Source organism: Pseudomonas sp. LBUM1647 (genome assembly GCF_059716175.1).
In genome coordinates this window covers 1,843,402-1,861,040 of record NZ_CP166809.1, presented here as the reverse complement: position 1 = coordinate 1,861,040, position 17,639 = coordinate 1,843,402, and the positions used below count along the sequence as shown (strand labels likewise).

Genomic DNA, 17,639 nt, shown 5'->3' with positions numbered 1-17,639 from the left:
TTACCCATGCGTCGACTGTTTCTATTTTTGGTTCTCTTGATCTCGGGTGCGGCCCAGGCAGGGACTGATCCGTTCGCGACAAAACCCGATTTTCTTCCCGTCGGTAAGGCGTTCATCTTCACCTCCGAACGTCTTGAATCCGGTGAGACCCAACTCTATTGGCAGATCGCCGACGGTTATTACCTTTACCAGCAACGCCTGAAATTCGATGGCTTGCCCGCGGAACACAAACCTGCCTTGCCTGATGGAGAGTCGCACAGCGATGAGTTCTTCGGCGAACAGCAGGTCTATCGCCAAGGCCTGGAACTGAAGATCCCGGCTGGCGCCACGGGGCAAATCAAAGTGGGCTTCCAGGGCTGTGCCGACGCCGGTTTGTGTTATCCGCCGCAAACTCAGGTCGTTGATCTGGGCGGCACATCCGCTATCGCTGCGACAAACGAAGCACCGGACCAAGCCCTGGCCAGCGGCCTGCAACAACGGGCGCTGGGCTGGAGCTTGCTGGTGTTCTTTGGTCTGGGTCTGTTGCTGGCCTTCACGCCTTGCTCGCTGCCGATGCTGCCGATTCTGGGCGGATTGATCGTCGGCAGTGGCGCCACGCCCAAGCGCGGTTTCGCCTTGGCCACCAGCTACGTCGTGAGCATGGCGCTGGTGTATGCGGCGATGGGCGTTCTGGCGGCGCTGCTGGGCGCGAACCTTCAGGCTTTGCTGCAGAACCCTTGGTTGCTGGGCAGTTTCGCGGCTGTGTTTGTGTTGCTGGCGTTGCCGATGTTCGGTTTCTTCGAGCTGCAACTACCGGTGGCCGTGCGTGATCGTTTGGAAAACGTCTCGCGCAATCAGCGCGGCGGCAGCCTGTTCGGCGCCGGTGTGTTGGGGGCCTTGTCCGGTTTGCTGGTGGGCCCGTGCATGACCGCCCCGCTGGCGGGCGCCTTGCTCTACATCGCTCAAAGCGGCAATGCGCTGCATGGCGGGCTGATTCTGTTCGCCATGGGCATCGGCATCGGGGTGCCGCTGCTGTTGTTGGTCACCGTCGGCAATCGCTTCCTGCCCAAACCCGGCGCATGGATGAACCTGCTCAAAGGTGTGTTCGGCTTCCTGTTCCTCGCTACCGCGTTGATGATGTTGCGTCCGGTGCTGGATGAATCACTGTGGATTGGTTTGTGCGGTGCCTTGCTGCTGATTGCCGCGTACAGCGCCTGGAAGCAATCGGAAGGTTTCAGTCGCGTAGCCCATGTGTTCGGCGCCAGCTCACTCTTGCTGGGTGTGTGGGGCAGCCTGCTGATGATCGGTGCCGCCGGCGGCGGCGACGACTTGTTGAAGCCATTGCAGGTCTACAGCGCTTCAAACTCGAGCAGCGCCGCAAACCCGGTCGGCCACGACGCATTCACCACGATCAAGGACCCGGCAGCTCTGCAACGGGAGCTCGACGCGGCCCAGGGTCAAGGCCAGTGGGTGCTGCTGGACTACTACGCCGACTGGTGCGTGTCGTGCAAGGTCATGGAAAAACAGGTGTTCGGCAAAGCTCACGTACTGCAAGCCTTGAGCGATGTGCGCTTGCTACGGCTGGACGTCACCGCCGACAATGCCGCCAGCCGTGAACTGCTCGGCCGTTATAAAGTGCCGGGGCCACCGAGCCTGTTGTGGATCGGCGCCGACGGCATCGAGCGTCGCAGCCAGCGCATCACCGGCGAGGTCGATGCCGGCACCTTCCTGCAACGCTGGACCACTACCCGAGACGCCCGTTAATGCTGACCTTTACCCTCGGCACTTTTGCCATCGCGCTTAATCACCTGCTGCTGATCAGCGCCCTGGCGCTGGCGACCTTCATCGGCTGGCGGGTGGCCAAGCGCGGCGGCGAGAATCCGGAGTCGGTGCTGTTCAGTCTGTTCCTGCTGGGCATGCTGGCCGCCCGGGTCGGCTTCGTGGCCGTTTACTGGGCGCACTATCGCGATGACCTCTGGCAGATCATCGACCTGCGCGACGGCGGTTTCCTCGCCTGGCCGGGCGTGATCGTACTGCTGCTGGCCGCGTTGTATCGAGGCTGGCGTCGTCCGGGCTTGCGCCGGCCGTTGGGCTTTGGCGTGGCCAGCGGCCTGGCGTTCTGGCTGCTGGCGACCTTCTCCCTGACCCTTTACGAACAAGGCACACGCCTGCCGGAAATTACCCTGCGCAATGCCGCCGGTGAAACCGTGCAATTGGCGGACTATAAGGGCGGCCCGTTGGTGATCAATCTCTGGGCCACCTGGTGTCCGCCGTGCCGTCGGGAAATGCCGGTGCTGGAAAACGCCCAGCAACACCGCCCGGACCTGACGTTCCTGTTCGTCAATCAGGCTGAAAGCATGCAAAGCGTCAGTACTTTTCTGGAAACCCAGGGCCTGAGCCTGTCCAACGTGCTGTTCGACGGCAGTGGCCGATTGGGCCAGGCCGTCGGCTCCATGGCGTTGCCGACTACGCTGTTCTATAGCCCCGACGGTCGCCTGCTGGGCAGCCATCTGGGTGAGCTGTCGGAAGCCAGCCTGGCCCGCGCCCTGGAAAACTTCGACACCCCGAATCCTGCCGCACCGGCCACCTCTTCAAGGAAACTGCCATGCCCCGCCTCCGCCACCTGCTGACGTTGACCCTGGGCGCTGCCCTGCTGCATCTACCGTCGGTGCAGGCCGCCGAAGAATTACCCGAAGCGATCAAGAAAATCGAAGCCAAGGGCGCGAAAATCGTCGGCCAATTCGACGCACCCGACGGCTTGCGCGGTTATGCGGCGCAGTACCAAAACCGTGGCTTAGCGTTGTACCTGACCCCGGATGGCAAGCACGTGCTGCTCGGCAATCTGTACGATGCCGACGGCAACGACCTGAGCAGCGCGCCGTTGCAGAAGCTGGTTTACGCACCGATGTCCAAGGAAGTCTGGGGCAAGATGGAAACCAGCAACTGGATCGGCGACGGGAAGAAAGATGCACCGCGGATCGTGTACCTGTTCAGCGATCCGAACTGCCCTTATTGCAACGTGTTCTGGGAACAGGCGCGACCATGGGTCAAGGCTGGCAAGGTGCAGCTGCGGCACATCATGGTCGGCATCATCCGCGAAGACAGTCCGGGGAAATCGGCTGCGCTGCTGGCCGCCAAGGACCCGCAGAAAGCCCTGGAAGACCATGAGAAGTCCGGCAAGAACAGCTCGCTAAAAGCCCTGAAAAACGTGCCCCCGGCGATTCAGGCGAAACTGGCGGCCAACATGCAGTTGATGGAAGACCTGGAGCTGCAGGCCACCCCGGCGATTTTCTACATGGACGACAAGGGCGAGCTGCAACAACAGCAAGGCGCGCCGTCGCCGGACAAGTTGGTGCAAATTCTCGGGCCTAAGTAAGCAAGATCAAAAGATCGCAGCCTTCGGCAGCTCCTACAGAGTGCGCGTCCTCCTGTAGGAGCTGCCGAAGGCTGCGATCTTTTTCTCAAACGCTACGCCGGATTCCGCTTAGACAAAAATGACAGCAGCGCTTCGGTGACAAACTGCGGATTCTCCAGATTGGAGATATGCCCCGCCTCCGGCACCAGCACAGATGGGCAACCGATCAGCTCGGCCATTTCCCTTGTCTCCAACGGCGGCCGCGGCTTGTCCTGATCGCCACACATCAGCAGCGTGGTGTCAGGATTCAATTCGCCCAGACGCGGCAACAGATCATCCCGCCCAAACGTAATCCGCCCCATCGGCACGATGCTCTCGCGCAGACGCTCCGACGGCAGTGCGGCCAGTTTGGCGCGGAAATCCTGATACAGCGCCGACTGCGGATCGATGCCCGGACGGAAGAAGATCGGCACGACGATATCGAGCAGCTGCGGTGCGATCACGCCGGTTTCTTCGATCTGTTTGAACAGCGAGAAATAGTATTGGCGAGTCTGTTCGGGTTCGACGCCGACGTAGGTGTCCATCAGCACCAGACCGTTGATGCGCTGCGGTGCCGACAGCGCCAGACGCACGCCCCACATGCCGCCGACCGAGAGACCGACCAACGTGACACGGTCGATGTCCAGGTGATCGAGCAGCGCCAGTGCCTGGCGCGCAATGTCATCCAGCGAGTGTGTGAACTCGGGCATCCGCCCGGATTCACCGTGGCCCCACAGGTCCAGAGCGATCACCCGATATTGCTGCGACAGAGCGGCAATCTGCGGCGCCCACATGGCCTGATCCCACAGATAACTGCCGGCCAGCAGAACGGCAGGGCCGGTGCCTTGATCAATGTAGTGAAGGGGTTGTCCATCAACCGTAACGAAGGGCATTGACTGTCTCCTCTCGCAAAAAATGGAGCAGGCAGACTGTGCCGGAGTCGTTCCACAGTCAACTTTTTGGTGCTTCCGGCGGCCCTTTCGCGAGCAAGCCCGCTCCCACATTAGTCCTGCGTACACAGATCAAATGTGGGAGCGGGCTTGCTCGCGAAGGGGCCTTCACAGACGCTAGAGAATCAAAGCCCCTCCAACTCCGCCATCAGGTCATTGAGGCGATCCACCTTCTCCCCGGTGATGTCGCTCGCCGCCAATCCGTCGATGTATTCAGCCAACTCCGCCACCGTGCTGCATTCGAACATTGCCCGCAGCGGTACATCACGATGCAGGGCTTTCTGCACCCGCGAAGCGATCTGCGTCGCCAGCAATGAATGCCCGCCCAGCTCGAAGAAGTTGTCGCGAATCCCCACCTTTTCGACCTTCAGCACCTCGGCCCAGATATCCGCCAGCGTCTGCTCCAGCTGATTGCGCGGTGCCTGATAGTTCTGGCTCTGCAACTGGCCGATCTCCAGCACCGGCAGTGCCTTGCGATCAAGTTTGCCGTTGGCGTTCAGCGGCATCCGCTCAAGCCACAACCAATGCAGCGGCACCATGTATTCCGGCAGTTCCGCGCGCAGGCGTTGCTTGATGCGTTCCAGTCGCTCGGTTGGATTGATCAAAGAATCAGCCGCTACCAAATAGCCGACCAGATGCTTACCGTTGACCCCTTCCTGTACACCGACCGCCGCTTCGCGCACTTCCGGTCGCTCGTGCAGACGCGCTTCGATTTCACCCAGTTCGATGCGGTAGCCGCGGATCTTCACTTGATGGTCGATCCGCCCGACGTATTCCAGCACGCCGTCACTGCGCCGACGGGCCAGGTCGCCGGTGCGATACAGACGATCACCGGGCGCGCCAAACGGGTTGGGCACAAACACTTGAGCGGTGCGCAACGGATCACTGACGTAGCCACGGCCGACACCGGTACCCGCGACGCACAACTCACCCACCGCACCCAAAGGCACCAGTTCCAGCGCGCCGTCGAGCAGGTACAAACGGTTGTTGTCGGTCGGCGTACCAATCGGCAGATAGCTGCCGCGCGTCGACGCCATGTCAACGCGGAAGAACGCCACGTCGTCCGAGCATTCCGCCGGACCGTAAGCATTCACCAGCCCGATCTCCGGGTAGCGCAGCAGCCACTGGCGCGCCAGCTCCGGCGGCATTGCCTCACCGGTCGGCAGCATCCAGCGCAGGCCGTCGAGGCTCATGCGTTCCTGGGCGAGCATGCCCTGAATCAGCGACGGCACGCTTTCCAGCACGGTAATGCCCTGGGCCGACACATGCTCCAGCAACCCTTGCGGATCATGGGCGATGGTGTTCGGCACGATGTCCACCCGAGCGCCGAACAGCGGTGCGGCGAGGAACTGCCAGACCGAAATATCGAAGCTTTGCGAGGCGGTCTGGGCGATCACATCGGCATCGCTCAAGTTCAGGTAAGGCACCTTGCTCAACTGGTTGTTGAGCATGCCGCGCTGTTCGACCATCACGCCTTTCGGCAAACCGGTGGAGCCCGAGGTGTAGATCACGTAGGCGAGGTTGTCCGGGCCGCTGTAGAGGCCCGGGTTGGCAACCGAAACATCGCTCGCCTGTACCTCTTCCCAGACCAACAACTTCGGCCGGTTGGCGCAACCGAACTCATCCAGCAGCACCAGCGCTTGCTCGCGGCAGGCCTGAGAACAAACCAGCAACGGCGTGCAGCTCAGGTCGATGATCCGGCTAAGACGCTGGCTCGGCAGCCCCGGATCCAGCGGCAAATAACCCGCCCCAGCCTTGAAGCTGCCGATGATCATGCCCAGCAGGTCGAGGTTACGTTCAGCCAGCAACGCCACCGGTTGATCCAGCCTCACACCAGCGGCGATCAAGGCATGACCGAGACGGTTACTGCGCTCGTTCAGTTCAAGGTAGCTGTGCTGCTGATCCAGGCAACTGGCGGCAGCCCGATGCGGATGCTGAGCAACCTGGGCCTCGAACAGTTCGACGTAACTCTGCTCCAACGGATAATTATGTTCGCTCTGGTTGCAACCGTGGATCAGGAAGTCCTGTTCTTCGGCACCCAGCAGCGGCAGATCGGCCATGTCGCCGTGGAAACCTTCGACCAGTGCCAGCAGCAACCGCTTGAACTCACCGAGCATGCGCTCGACGGTCGACTCATCGAAATAACGCTGGTCGTAAGACAGGTGCAAGCCCAGGTCATCGCCCGGATAGCAGACCGCCGTCAGCGGGAAGTTGGTGTGGGTGCGGCCCGAATCCGAGGTCGCGTTGAGGCTCTGCGCACGGTCCAGCACCGAGACTTCCACCGGGGCGTTTTCGAACACGAACAGGCTGTCGAACAGCGGCTGGCCCTTGGGCAGTTCGCTGTTTTCCTGAATGCTCACCAAGGGCAGGTATTCGTACTCGCGCAGTTGCATGTTGCTGTCGAGCAAGCCACTGAGCCATTGACGAACGCTGCAGCGCTGATCGTCTTCCGGCATTTTCACCCGCAGCGCGATGCTGTTGATGAACAGCCCGACCGTGCGCTGCATCTCCGGCATGTCCACCGGACGCCCGGCCACCGTGACGCCGAACAGCACGTCGCGATCACCGCTCAAACGGCGCAGCACTAACGCCCACGCCGCTTGGGCAAAGGTGTTGATGGTCAGCTGATGGGCCTGAGCCAGTTCGCGCAGTTGCGCGCCGTCACGGGCATCGAGCCTTGTGTAGCGGTCGCCGACGATCATGCCGCCGCTTTCGCCGGCATGTTCGCGCAGGAACGGCCGGTCGCTCGGAATCGGTGTGGTGCGCTCGAAGCCTTGCAGGTTGGTTTTCCACCACTGCCGCGCCTCGGCCAGGCTCTGGCGTTGCAGCCAGCCGATGTAGTCGCGATAACGCGACACAAGCCCAAGCTGCGCGTCCCGGCCTTCGCCGAGGGCGGTGTAGATTTCAAAGAAATCGTTCATCAGCAGCGAACGGCACCAGGCATCGATGAGGATGTGGTGGTTGCTCATCATGAACCAGTAGCGCGCCGCGCCGACCTTGATCAGGCGCAGGTGGAACGGTGCCTGATTGAGCAGATCGAACCCGGCCTCGCGCTCGCTTTTGAGCAGCGCCTGCAACGTCGGCTCCTGCTCGGCTTCGGCGATTGCCGTCCAGTCCAGAGGCTCGATCGGCGTGCTGCCCGGCTTGTGGATAACTTGCAGCATGTCTTCGCCGACGTTCCAGCAGAACGACGCACGCAAGGCTTCGTGACGGGCGATCACCGCTTGCCAGGCTTCGGCGAAACGCTGCGGGTCGAGCTCGCTGTTGATGCGGTAGCGATCCTGCATGTAGTAGAGGCCGGTGCCCGGTTCCAGCAAGGTGTGCAGCAACATGCCTTCCTGCATCGGCGTTAGCGGGTAGACGTCTTCGATAGCGGCGGCAGGAATGGGCAAAGCGTCGAGTTGTGGCTGGGTCAGTTTCGCCAACGGGAAGTCCGACGGCGTCAGGCCTCCCGCATCGTCGCGCAGGCAATGCTCGATCAGGCTCTGCAATTCGCCGAGATAGGCGCCTGCCAATTCAGTGATGGTCTGCGGGTCGTGGCGTTCGGCGCTGAAGGTCCAACGCAGCACCAGTTCACCGCCATAGACCTGACTGTCGACGCTCAGCTCATTGGGCAGCGGCGCACGCGGATCATGGGCCGCACCGACCGCTTCATCGAGAGGACGGAACAAGGCGTCCGCGCCAAAGCTCTGGTCGAATTGACCGAGGTAGTTGAAGGTGATTGGCGCCACCGGCAAGGCCGCCATGGTCTGCCGGCTCGAGTCATCGGCGAGATAACGCAGCACGCCATAACCCAGACCTTTGTGCGGCACCGCGCGCAGTTGTTCCTTGATCGCCTTGATCGAGGCGCCCTGCTCGTTTTCCGGCATCAGCCGCAGCGGATAAGCGCTGGTGAACCAGCCTACGGTGCGGGTCAGGTCGATCTCGTCGAAAAGTGCTTCACGACCGTGGCCTTCGAGTTGAATCAGCGCCGATTCGTGACCGCTCCAGCGGCACAGCACGCGGGCCAACGCGGTCAGCAGCAAGTCATTGACCTGGGTGCGATAGGCACTTGGCGCTTGCTGCAACAATTGCCGGGTGCGCTCGCTATCGAGGCGCACGCTGACGGTTTGTGCATGACGATTCTGCCGACCACCCTCGGGGCGATCACACGGCAACTCAACGCTTTGACCGGCCAGTTGTGACTGCCACCAGCTCAGTTCTTCACGCAGGGATTCGCTGCCGGCATACGCGTGCAAACGTGCGGCCCAGTCCTTGAAGGCACTGGTTTTCGCTGGCAGTTTTACCGACTGCCTCGCGTCCAGTTGGCGATACACCGTTTGCAAATCGTCCAGCAACACCCGCCACGAAACCCCATCCACGACCAAGTGGTGAATGGCGATGAACAGCCGCTGTTGCCCCTCAGGACCATCGACCAGCAGCGCGCGCATCAGCGGCCCCTCCTCAAGGTCGAGGCTGCGCTGGGCATCGGCGAACAGTGCCGCGCATTTGTCCATGGACGAAACACGCACTTGCCACAACACCGGCGCGTCGGAAATCGCCTGGTGCTCGGCCTGCCATTGGCCTGCAATTTCAGAGAAGCGCAAACGCAAGGCGTCGTGCTGTTCGATCACTGCCAGCAGCGCTTGCTCCAGACGATGAGGTTCCAATGCTACGGTAGGTTCCAGCAGCAACGCCTGGTTCCAGTGTTGGCGCTGGGGGATGTCGGTGTCGAAGAACCAGTGCTGGATCGGCGTCAACCGTGATTCGCCGGTCAGCAAACCTTGCTCGGCCGTGACCTGCTCGGTGCGGGTCGCCACAGCGGCCAGGGTCTGCACGGTCTGGTGCTGGAACAGGTCACGCGGGCTGAAGTGAATGCCCTGCTGCCGCGCACGGCTGACCACCTGGATCGACAGAATCGAATCGCCGCCCAGTTCGAAGAAGTTGTCGTTGAGGCCGACCTGCAGGACGTTCAGCACTTCGCACCAGATGGCGGCCAACGTCAGTTCAAGCTCGTTACTCGGTGCCACGTAATGCTGACGGTTCAGCTCCGGGTCCGGTGCCGGCAATGCACGGCGGTCGAGTTTGCCGTTGGCGGTCAGCGGCATGCTGGCGAGCAGGATCAGGTGCGTCGGCACCATGTAATCCGGCAGTTGCGATTTGAGGTGCGCCTTGAGCGCTTCGCGCAGTGCAGCTTGTTGCGCTTCGTCTTGCCCGGCGACTTCAGTCACCAGATAGCCGACCAGTTGTTTGCCGCTCGGTGCATCCAGCGCCAGCACCACGGCTTCACGGATCGATTCATGTTCCAGCAGACGGGTTTCGATTTCGCCCAGTTCAATGCGGAAACCACGAATTTTCACTTGATGGTCGATGCGTCCGAGGTATTCCACCAGACCGTCGGCGCGCTGGCGCACCAGATCGCCGGTGCGGTACAGACGCCCGCCATTGGCGGCGTACGGATCAGCCACAAAACGCTCGGCCGTCATACCCGGACGCTGGTGATAACCCTGTGCCAGACCGGCGCCGCCGACGTACAACTCGCCCGTCGCCCCTTGCGGCACCAACGCCAGATCAGCGTCGAGGATGTAGGCCACGCGCGCGCCAATCACACTGCCGATCGGCACGCTGCCGAGGCCTTCTTCCAATTGCTCGGGCGCCAGACTGGCCAGGGGCATGACCACGGTTTCGGTCGGGCCGTAAGCGTTGAAAAACAGACTCGGCTTGAACGCTGCACGAATTCGCGTCAGGTGTTCGCCGGTCAAGGCTTCACCGCCGGTGATGCACATGCGCACTGGAAGGGTTTCGCCCTGAGTCGCCAGCCATTGCGCCAACTGGCTGCCGTAGCTTGGGGTGAAGCCGAGGATGTTGATGGTGTGACGGCGAATCAGACCGCAGATTTCTTCCGCGTCCCACTGGCCTTGAGCGCGCAGGACAACCTGCGCACCGCTCAACAGCGGCACCAGCAGACGCTCGGTCGCGGCATCGAAGTTGATCGAATAGAAATGCAGCTCGCAGTCATCCGGGCGCATGCCGAAGCGCTCGATCACGGCGCGACAGTGCATGGCGATTTCACCGTGGGACACCACCACGCCTTTCGGTTTGCCGGTAGAGCCCGAGGTGTAAATCAGGTACGCCTGATGTTGTGGCAGGCTGATAAACGGCAGCTCGCTGGCCGGGTAGTTGGCCAGTGTGGCGGCGTCCTCTTCGAGGCACCAGCGAGCCACGGTTGGCGGCAGCTCGCCAAGCGCTTCGAACATCGCCGCATCGCTGAGCAGCAAACCGATGCCGCTGTCTTCGATCATGTAGTGCAAACGATCCAGCGGGTACTCAGGGTCCAGCGGCACGTAGGCGCCGCCGGCCTTGAGGATCGCCAATAGACCGACGACCATTTCCAGTGAACGCTCAAGCGCCAGACCCACCCGAACCTGCGGCCCGACGCCACGCTCACGGAGCATCCAGGCCAGGCGATTGGCCCGGCTGTCGAGCTCGGCGTAGCTCAGGGTTTGCCCGGCGAAGGTCAGGGCAGGCGCATCTTTACGCGCCAGGGCCTGCTCGCTGAACAGGTGATGAATGCACTGGTCGAGGCGATGTTCGCCCGGCTCGACGCCGAGGCTGTCGAGCAGGTGTTGCTGTTCGGTGGCTTCCAGCAGCGGCAGCTCACTGAGGCGTTGTTGTGGATCGGCCAGCAGCGCTTCCAGCAGGTTGCGCCAATGCCCGGCCATCCGCGCAATGCGTGGTTCATCGAACAGATCGGTGCTGTAGGTCAGGCAGCAACCCAGGCGATGGTCGAGGTCGGTGACTTCCAGATTGAGGTCGAACTTGGTTGCTCGCGCATCGTTGGCCAGGTACTCGACAGTCATGCCGGCGAGTGTGCGGCTCTGCTGGAATTCCCAGCGCTGCACGTTGCACATCACCTGGAACAACGGGTTGTACGCCGCGCTGCGCGGTGGCTGCAAAGCCTCCACCAAATGATCGAACGGCAGGTCCTGGTGGGACTGGCCTTCGATCACGGTGTGGCGAACCTGCTCGAACAACTCGCCCACGGACATCTGCCCGTCGAGCTGGCAACGCAACACCTGGGTGTTGAGGAACGCACCGATCAGCCCTTCGCTTTCCGGACGAATCCGGTTGGCCACCGGCGCGCCGATGCGCAGGTCGGTCTGGCCGCTGTAGCGGTAAAGCAGCACGGCCAGCGCGGCGGTCATGGTCATGAACAGGGTCAGACCGTTTTGTGCATTGAAGGCACGAACGCGCGCGGCAAGATCATCGCTCAGATCAAAACGGAACAGTTCGCCCTGATGGCTTTGCACGGGAGGACGCGGACGGTCGCCCGGTAATTCCAGCAGCGGATGTTCGCGACCCAGTTGCGCGGTCCAGTAGTCGAGTTGCCGTTGACGTTCGCCGGACTCCAGCCACTGGCGCTGCCAGACGCTGTAATCCAGGTATTGCACCGGCAGCGGCTCCAACGGCGATTCGAGGTCATCGACGAAGGCCTCGTAGAGCGCGCTCAGTTCCCGGGCGAAAATGTCCATCGCCCAACCTTCGGTGACGATGTGGTGCAGGGTCAGCACCAGGTAATGCTCCTGCTCGGCGGTCTTGACCATGCAGGCGCGCAGCAGGGGTCCGGTTTCCAGATCGAACGGCTGGTGCGCTTCATCGTCGGCCAGTTGCTGCACCTGCCACTCGCGGGTGGCGGCGTCCAGCGCGGAGAAATCCTTCCACTCCATGCACATCCCGGTATCCGGATGCACCTGTTGCCGGGCCACGCCGTCGACGCTCGGGAAGGTGGTGCGCAGGGTTTCGTGACGCATGATCAGCGCTTGCAGCGCCGCCTCGAACCGCCCGACATCCAGCACTCCGCGCAACCGCGCCATGCCGCCGACGTTGTAAGCCGGGCTGTCCGGTTCCATCTGCCAGAGGAACCACATGCGCTGCTGGGAATAGGACAACGGCACCGGTTGGCGGCGGTCGACTTTCTCGATCGGCGGTTGCTGGTTGGTGTTGCCGCTGGCCTGGATCAGTTGAACCTGTTCGGCAAACGCGCCCAGCTCACTGTTTTCGAACAGTGCTCGCAACGGCAATTCGACGTCGCAGGCCTGACGAGTGCGGGAAATGATTTGCGTGGCCAGCAAGGAATGGCCGCCGAGGGCGAAGAAGTCATCGCGCAGACCGATTTGCGCGAGGCCTAATACTTCACGCCAGATGCCGGCGATTTGTTGTTCCAGCGCGGTAACCGGCTCAACATGTTCGCGCACTTGCCATTGCGGTTCCGGCAAGGCGCGACGATCGAGTTTGCCACTGGGGCTCAGGGGCATTTCGTCCAGACGCATCAGCTGCGCTGGAACCATGTATTCCGGTAACTCGGCGGCCAGCGCAGCTTTCAGGCGTACGGTTTGAGCATCAACATCTTCTGTGGAATCGGTTGCGGTGTAGTAACCGATCAACTGTCCGCCAGCCGCCGTTTCGCGCACCAGCACCACGGCTTGAGCGACGCCGTCCTGCGCCAGCAATCGTGCTTCGATTTCTTCCGGCTCGACACGGAAGCCGCGCAGTTTGACCTGCTGATCGAGACGGCCGAGGTATTCGATCACGCCGTCGGCGGTCCAGCGCGCGCGGTCGCCGGTACGGTATAAACGCGCGCCCTGCTCGCCCAATGGATCAACGACAAAACGCTCTGCAGTCAGGCCTGGACGGCCCAAATAGCCACGGGCCAGACCGATACCGCTGATGCACAGTTCACCCGGCACACCGGCCGGAACGGGATTGAGTGCCTCATCGAGCACGCGGCACAGCACATTGCCCAGCGGACGACCAATCGGCGAGCGTTCGCCATCGGCGGTTGTGCAGTGCCAATGGGTGACGTTGATCGCGGTTTCGGTCGGGCCGTAGCGGTTGTGCAATTGCACGGCGGGCAGTTGTTCCAGCACGTGATTGCGCAGTTCGGCAGGCAAGGCTTCGCCGCCGGAGAATACGCGGCGCAGACTGGTGCACTCGGTGGTCAGCGGTTCATCGATGAACAACGAAAGAAGCGGCGGTACGAAGTGCAGCGTGGTCACGCCGAATTGCTGAACCAGTTGCGCGATGCGGTGCGGATCGCGGTGCTCGCCGGGGCCGGCAATCAACAGGCGTGCACCGGTGATCAGCGGCCAGAAGCACTCCCACACCGACACGTCGAAACTGATCGGCGCCTTTTGCATCAGCACGTCGGTGTCGTTCAGGCGATAGGTGTTCTGCATCCATTGCAGGCGCTCGGCGAGGGCTGCGTGGGTGTTGCCGACGCCCTTCGGCTGGCCGGTGGAACCGGAGGTGTAAATCACGTACGCCAGGTTGTCGCCGTGCAAGTGCAGACCCGGTGCGTGGCTCGGCCAGCTCTCCAGAGGCAAGGCGTCCATGGCGATCACGCTGACGCCATCGGTGGCCGGCAAGCGGTCAAGCAATTGGGTTTGAGTCAGCAGCAACTCGACGCCGCTGTCGCTGAGCATGTAGGCCAGGCGTTCAGCCGGGTAATCCGGGTCCAGTGGCACGTAGGCGCCACCGGCCTTGATGATCGCCAGCAGGCCGATCAGCAACTGCGGCGAACGCTCGGCGGCAATGGCCACGCAGACGTCCGGGCCGACGCCTTTGTCGCGCAGGTAATGGGCCAGGCGGTTGGATTGGGTGTGCAGTTCGGCAAAGTCCATGGCGCCACCGTCCCACATCAGCGCAGTGCGCTCAGGGGTTTGGCGTGCTTGTTCGTTGAGCAATTCCGGCAGCCAAACGCTGGCCGGCGTACACGGTGCAGCGCTCCACGATGCTTGCTGATCAAGCTCGGACGGGGTCAGCAGTTGCTGATCGCCGATGGTGGTTTGGGGCTGTTCGCAAACGGCTCGCAGCAGGTTGCTGAAATGCTCGGCCAGACGCTCGATGGTCGCCACGTCGAACAGTTCGCTGGCGTAGTCGAAGGACAGGCTCAGGCGACCATTTCGGTCTTCCTCGCTGTGCAGTTGCAGGTCGAACTTGGCTTCGCGGCTGTGCCACGGCAGCTCTTCGGCCAGCAGTCCAGGCAGGCGACGCAGTGCGCTCAAGTCCCGTTGCTGGTGGTTGAACATGACCTGGAACAAACCTTGTTCGCGGGCTTGCGGGAAGGCTTCGAGCAATTGTTCGAACGGCAGATCCTGATGCGCTTGCGCGCCCAATGCGGCCTGACGGGTTTGCGCCAGCAGTTCCACGAATGGCAGCTGCGAATCCAACTCGGCGCGCAGCACCTGGGTGTTGATGAAGAAGCCGATCAGCCCTTGGGTTTCCAGGCGCGGACGGTTGGCGTTCGGCACGCCGATGCGGATGTCGCGTTGGCCGCTGTAGCGGTGCAACAGGCTCTGGAACGCGGCGAGCAACAGCATGAACGAAGTGGATTCATGGGCCTGGGCGGTCTGGCGAATGGCATCGCTCAGAGTCGCGCCCAGCTTCACAGAATGGCGGGCAGCCGTGTGAATGTGGTGCGCCGAACGCGGATGATCAGTGGCCAGGCTCAGGGTCGGATGATCAACGCCCAATTGCGCTTTCCAGTACGCCAGCTGACGCTCGCCCTCCCCCTGCGCCAGCCATTGACGCTGCCAGCTGCCGTAATCGGCGTACTGGGTCGGCAATACCGGAAGTGTCGCCTTTTGTCCTTGTGACGCGGCGGCATACAGGCGCGAGAACTCGTCGATCAGCACGTTCAGCGACCAGCCGTCGGCGATGATGTGGTGCATCGTCACCAACAGTTGATGGTCCTCATCATCGAGGCGCACCAGGGTCACCCACAGCAGTGGACCTTTCTCCAGATCGAATTGAGTACGGGCTTCGTCTTCTCGGATCTGCTGCGCACGGACTTCACGCTCGGCAACCGGCAGGTCGCTGATATCGATGAGTTGCAGGTTGAATTCGCTCGCTGCATCGACCTGTTGCAGCGCCACACCATCACGTTCGAAGAACCGCGTGCGCAGGGATTCGTGACGCTCGATCAGCTGCTGGAAACTGGCGCGCAAGGCGTCTTCATCCAGCTCGCCGCGCAAGCGCAAGGCGCCGGGAATGTTGTAGGCGCTGCTCTGCGGGTCGAATTGCCAGGTGATCCACAGACGGTTTTGCGCCAGCGATTGCGGCATGGCTTCGGTGCGCGACAGCGGGGTGATCGCGCCTTGGGCGAGTCCGCCGTCCTGCTGTTGCTGAGCCACCGCGGCGGCAAACGCGCCAAGGGTCGGCGCTTCAAACAGCAGGCGCAGGTTCAGTTCCAGACCGAGTGCTTCGCGCAGACGTGCGACTACCTGAGTGGCGGCGATGGAGTTGCCGCCCAGCAGGAAGAAGTGATCGTCGGCACTGATCTGTTTGACGCTCAGCTGTTCGCACCAGATCTGGCCGATCAAGGTTTGCAGCTCAGAACCCGTTTCGGTTTTCCCTACGCTATCGGTGACCGTCGACGGGAAAAGTGCATAGCTGTCGAGGCTGCCGTCCGCCAGGCGATTGCGGCATGCCGAGCGTTGCAGTTTGCCGCTGGAGGTCTTGGGCAACGCGCCCGGATTGAGCAGCACCACCACGCTTGGCGCTTCCTGATACGCCTCGGCCACGGCTTGGCGGATGGCTTTGATCAGGGCGTCGGGGGGGAGGATTTTTTGCACGCTGCGGCTGATTTCCGCCGCAATGCCAATGCCTTCCTGACCCTCGATGTTCACGGCAAAAGCGGCGACACGACCTTTACGCACCACCTCCACTTCGCGCTCGATGGTTTGCTCGATGTCCTGTGGATAAATGTTGTGACCGCGTACGATCAACATGTCTTTCAGGCGCCCGGTGATGAACAGTTCACCGTTGCGCATAAAGCCCAGATCGCCGGTGCGCAGCCAGGTACGGCCAGCGTGCTGAACGAAGGTTTTGGCGCTGGCCTCCGGGTTACGCCAGTAACCGTGGGCGATGCTTGGCCCGGCGGCCCAGACTTCGCCGACCGAGTTGTCAGCCAACTCGTTGAGCGCTGTTGGATCGACAATCAGCACCGCGTGATCCGGCTGACTGATGCCGCAACTCATGATCGGGCTGCCTTCGCCTGGCTCCGCACGGTTTTGTGCCAGGGCTTGATCGTCTACGCGCAGGTTGCCAATGCCCTGACCGCGAGGGCTGCCAGCCACGAACAGCGTCGCTTCGGCCAACCCGTAGGACGCCATGAAACTGTCCTGGGTGAAACCGCAGGCCGAGAACTTCTCGGCGAAGCGTTCCAGCGTATCGAGGCGAATCGGTTCGGAACCGGAATACGCCACGCGCCAGCCGCTCAGGTCGAGGCGTTCCAGGGCCGATTCACTGACCCGCTCGCTGCACAACCGATAGGCAAAGTCCGGCCCACCGCTGATGGTGCCGCCGTACTCGCTGATCGCTTCCAGCCAGCGCAACGGCCGGCCGAGGAAATACGCCGGCGACATCAACACGCACGGCACACCGCTGAAAATCGGCTGCAATAGACCGCCAATCAGGCCCATGTCGTGGTACAGCGGCAGCCAGCTGACGATCACGTCGTCAGGATTCAGATCGATGCCGAAGCCGTGGCGAATCAGCAGTTCGTTCGCCACCAGGTTGCCGTGGCTGACTTGCACCCCTTTAGGCAACGCGGTGGAGCCGGAGGTGTATTGCAGAAACGCAATGTGGTCGTCTGTAAGGTTCGGCGCCACCCAATGTTCGGCCAATGCACTGTCGAGCGTATCGACACACAGCAACGGCGGCGCGCCCTCTATTTGCTGCAACGCATCGCGCAGAGCGTCGCTGGTCAGCAGCAAACGCGGTTCGGCATCGCTGATGATCGACAGCAGACGCTCCTGATGATGACGACGCGCCGACTCCGGCGGATAGGCCGGTACCGCGATCACACCGGCGTACAGACAGCCGAAGAACGCCGCGACGTAATCCGGGCCGCTGGGAAACAGCAGCACCGCGCGATCGCCAAACGCAGCCTCGGCCTGCAACGCGCCAGCTATGGTCCGCGCCCGCTGATCCAGCTCGCGATAACTGAGCACCACAGCCTGATCCTGGGTTTCGGCAAGAAAACGCAAGGCCACCCGATCCGGCGTCAGGGCCGCTCGGCGCTGAAGGGCTTGGACCAGTGTGCTGGGGAGTTCGAACGCGTCGGTCATGAGGTTTCCTGCCTGAATTCGGCTTGCAAGTGAAATCGGTTTTCTGACGTCACGCCCCTTCGAGGCGTGCAGGACGCGGTCTTCGCCGACCGCGCAAGGCTTGGGAATGCTGTTTTGGCCGCAGCCGCTACCCGGAACCATTCACCAATGAGAACGGTTGACGTCTTGAAATAATTAGTCCGCAGGCTTGAAACCCAACAGGGCCAA

Annotated in this window: 5 protein-coding genes; 3 read left to right on the top strand and 2 right to left on the bottom strand. The window is 62.1% G+C overall.

What is annotated here, in order from left to right; genetic code table 11:
• Positions 1-6: 6 nt before the first annotated feature.
• The 3 genes from dsbD to dsbG are packed head-to-tail and all read left to right on the top strand — an operon-like array spanning position 7 to position 3,355.
• A complete protein-coding gene (gene dsbD / locus ACA059_RS08425) occupies positions 7-1,743 on the top strand; it encodes a protein-disulfide reductase DsbD (protein ID WP_497633389.1) in 1,737 nt (578 codons plus the stop codon).
• Positions 1,743-2,609, top strand: coding sequence for a TlpA family protein disulfide reductase (locus ACA059_RS08420; protein ID WP_497633388.1), 867 nt, complete (start codon positions 1,743-1,745; stop codon positions 2,607-2,609). The genes dsbD and ACA059_RS08420 overlap by 1 nt, the downstream gene beginning before the upstream one ends.
• Positions 2,585-3,355: a thiol:disulfide interchange protein DsbG gene (gene dsbG, locus ACA059_RS08415; RefSeq protein ID WP_497633387.1), complete on the top strand. Its 771-nt coding sequence runs from the start codon at positions 2,585-2,587 to the stop codon at positions 3,353-3,355. Before ACA059_RS08420 ends, dsbG begins: the two co-directional genes overlap by 25 nt.
• A gap of 92 nt (positions 3,356-3,447) precedes the next feature.
• On the opposite strand, the gene ACA059_RS08410 is transcribed toward dsbG, so the two are convergent.
• Entirely contained in the window at positions 3,448-4,266 is an 819-nt protein-coding gene (locus tag ACA059_RS08410) for an alpha/beta fold hydrolase (protein ID WP_497633386.1), read from the bottom strand.
• Between the two features lie 182 nt (positions 4,267-4,448).
• A complete protein-coding gene (locus ACA059_RS08405; RefSeq protein ID WP_497633385.1) occupies positions 4,449-17,432 on the bottom strand; it encodes a non-ribosomal peptide synthetase in 12,984 nt (4,327 codons plus the stop codon).
• Positions 17,433-17,639 lie beyond the last annotated feature (207 nt).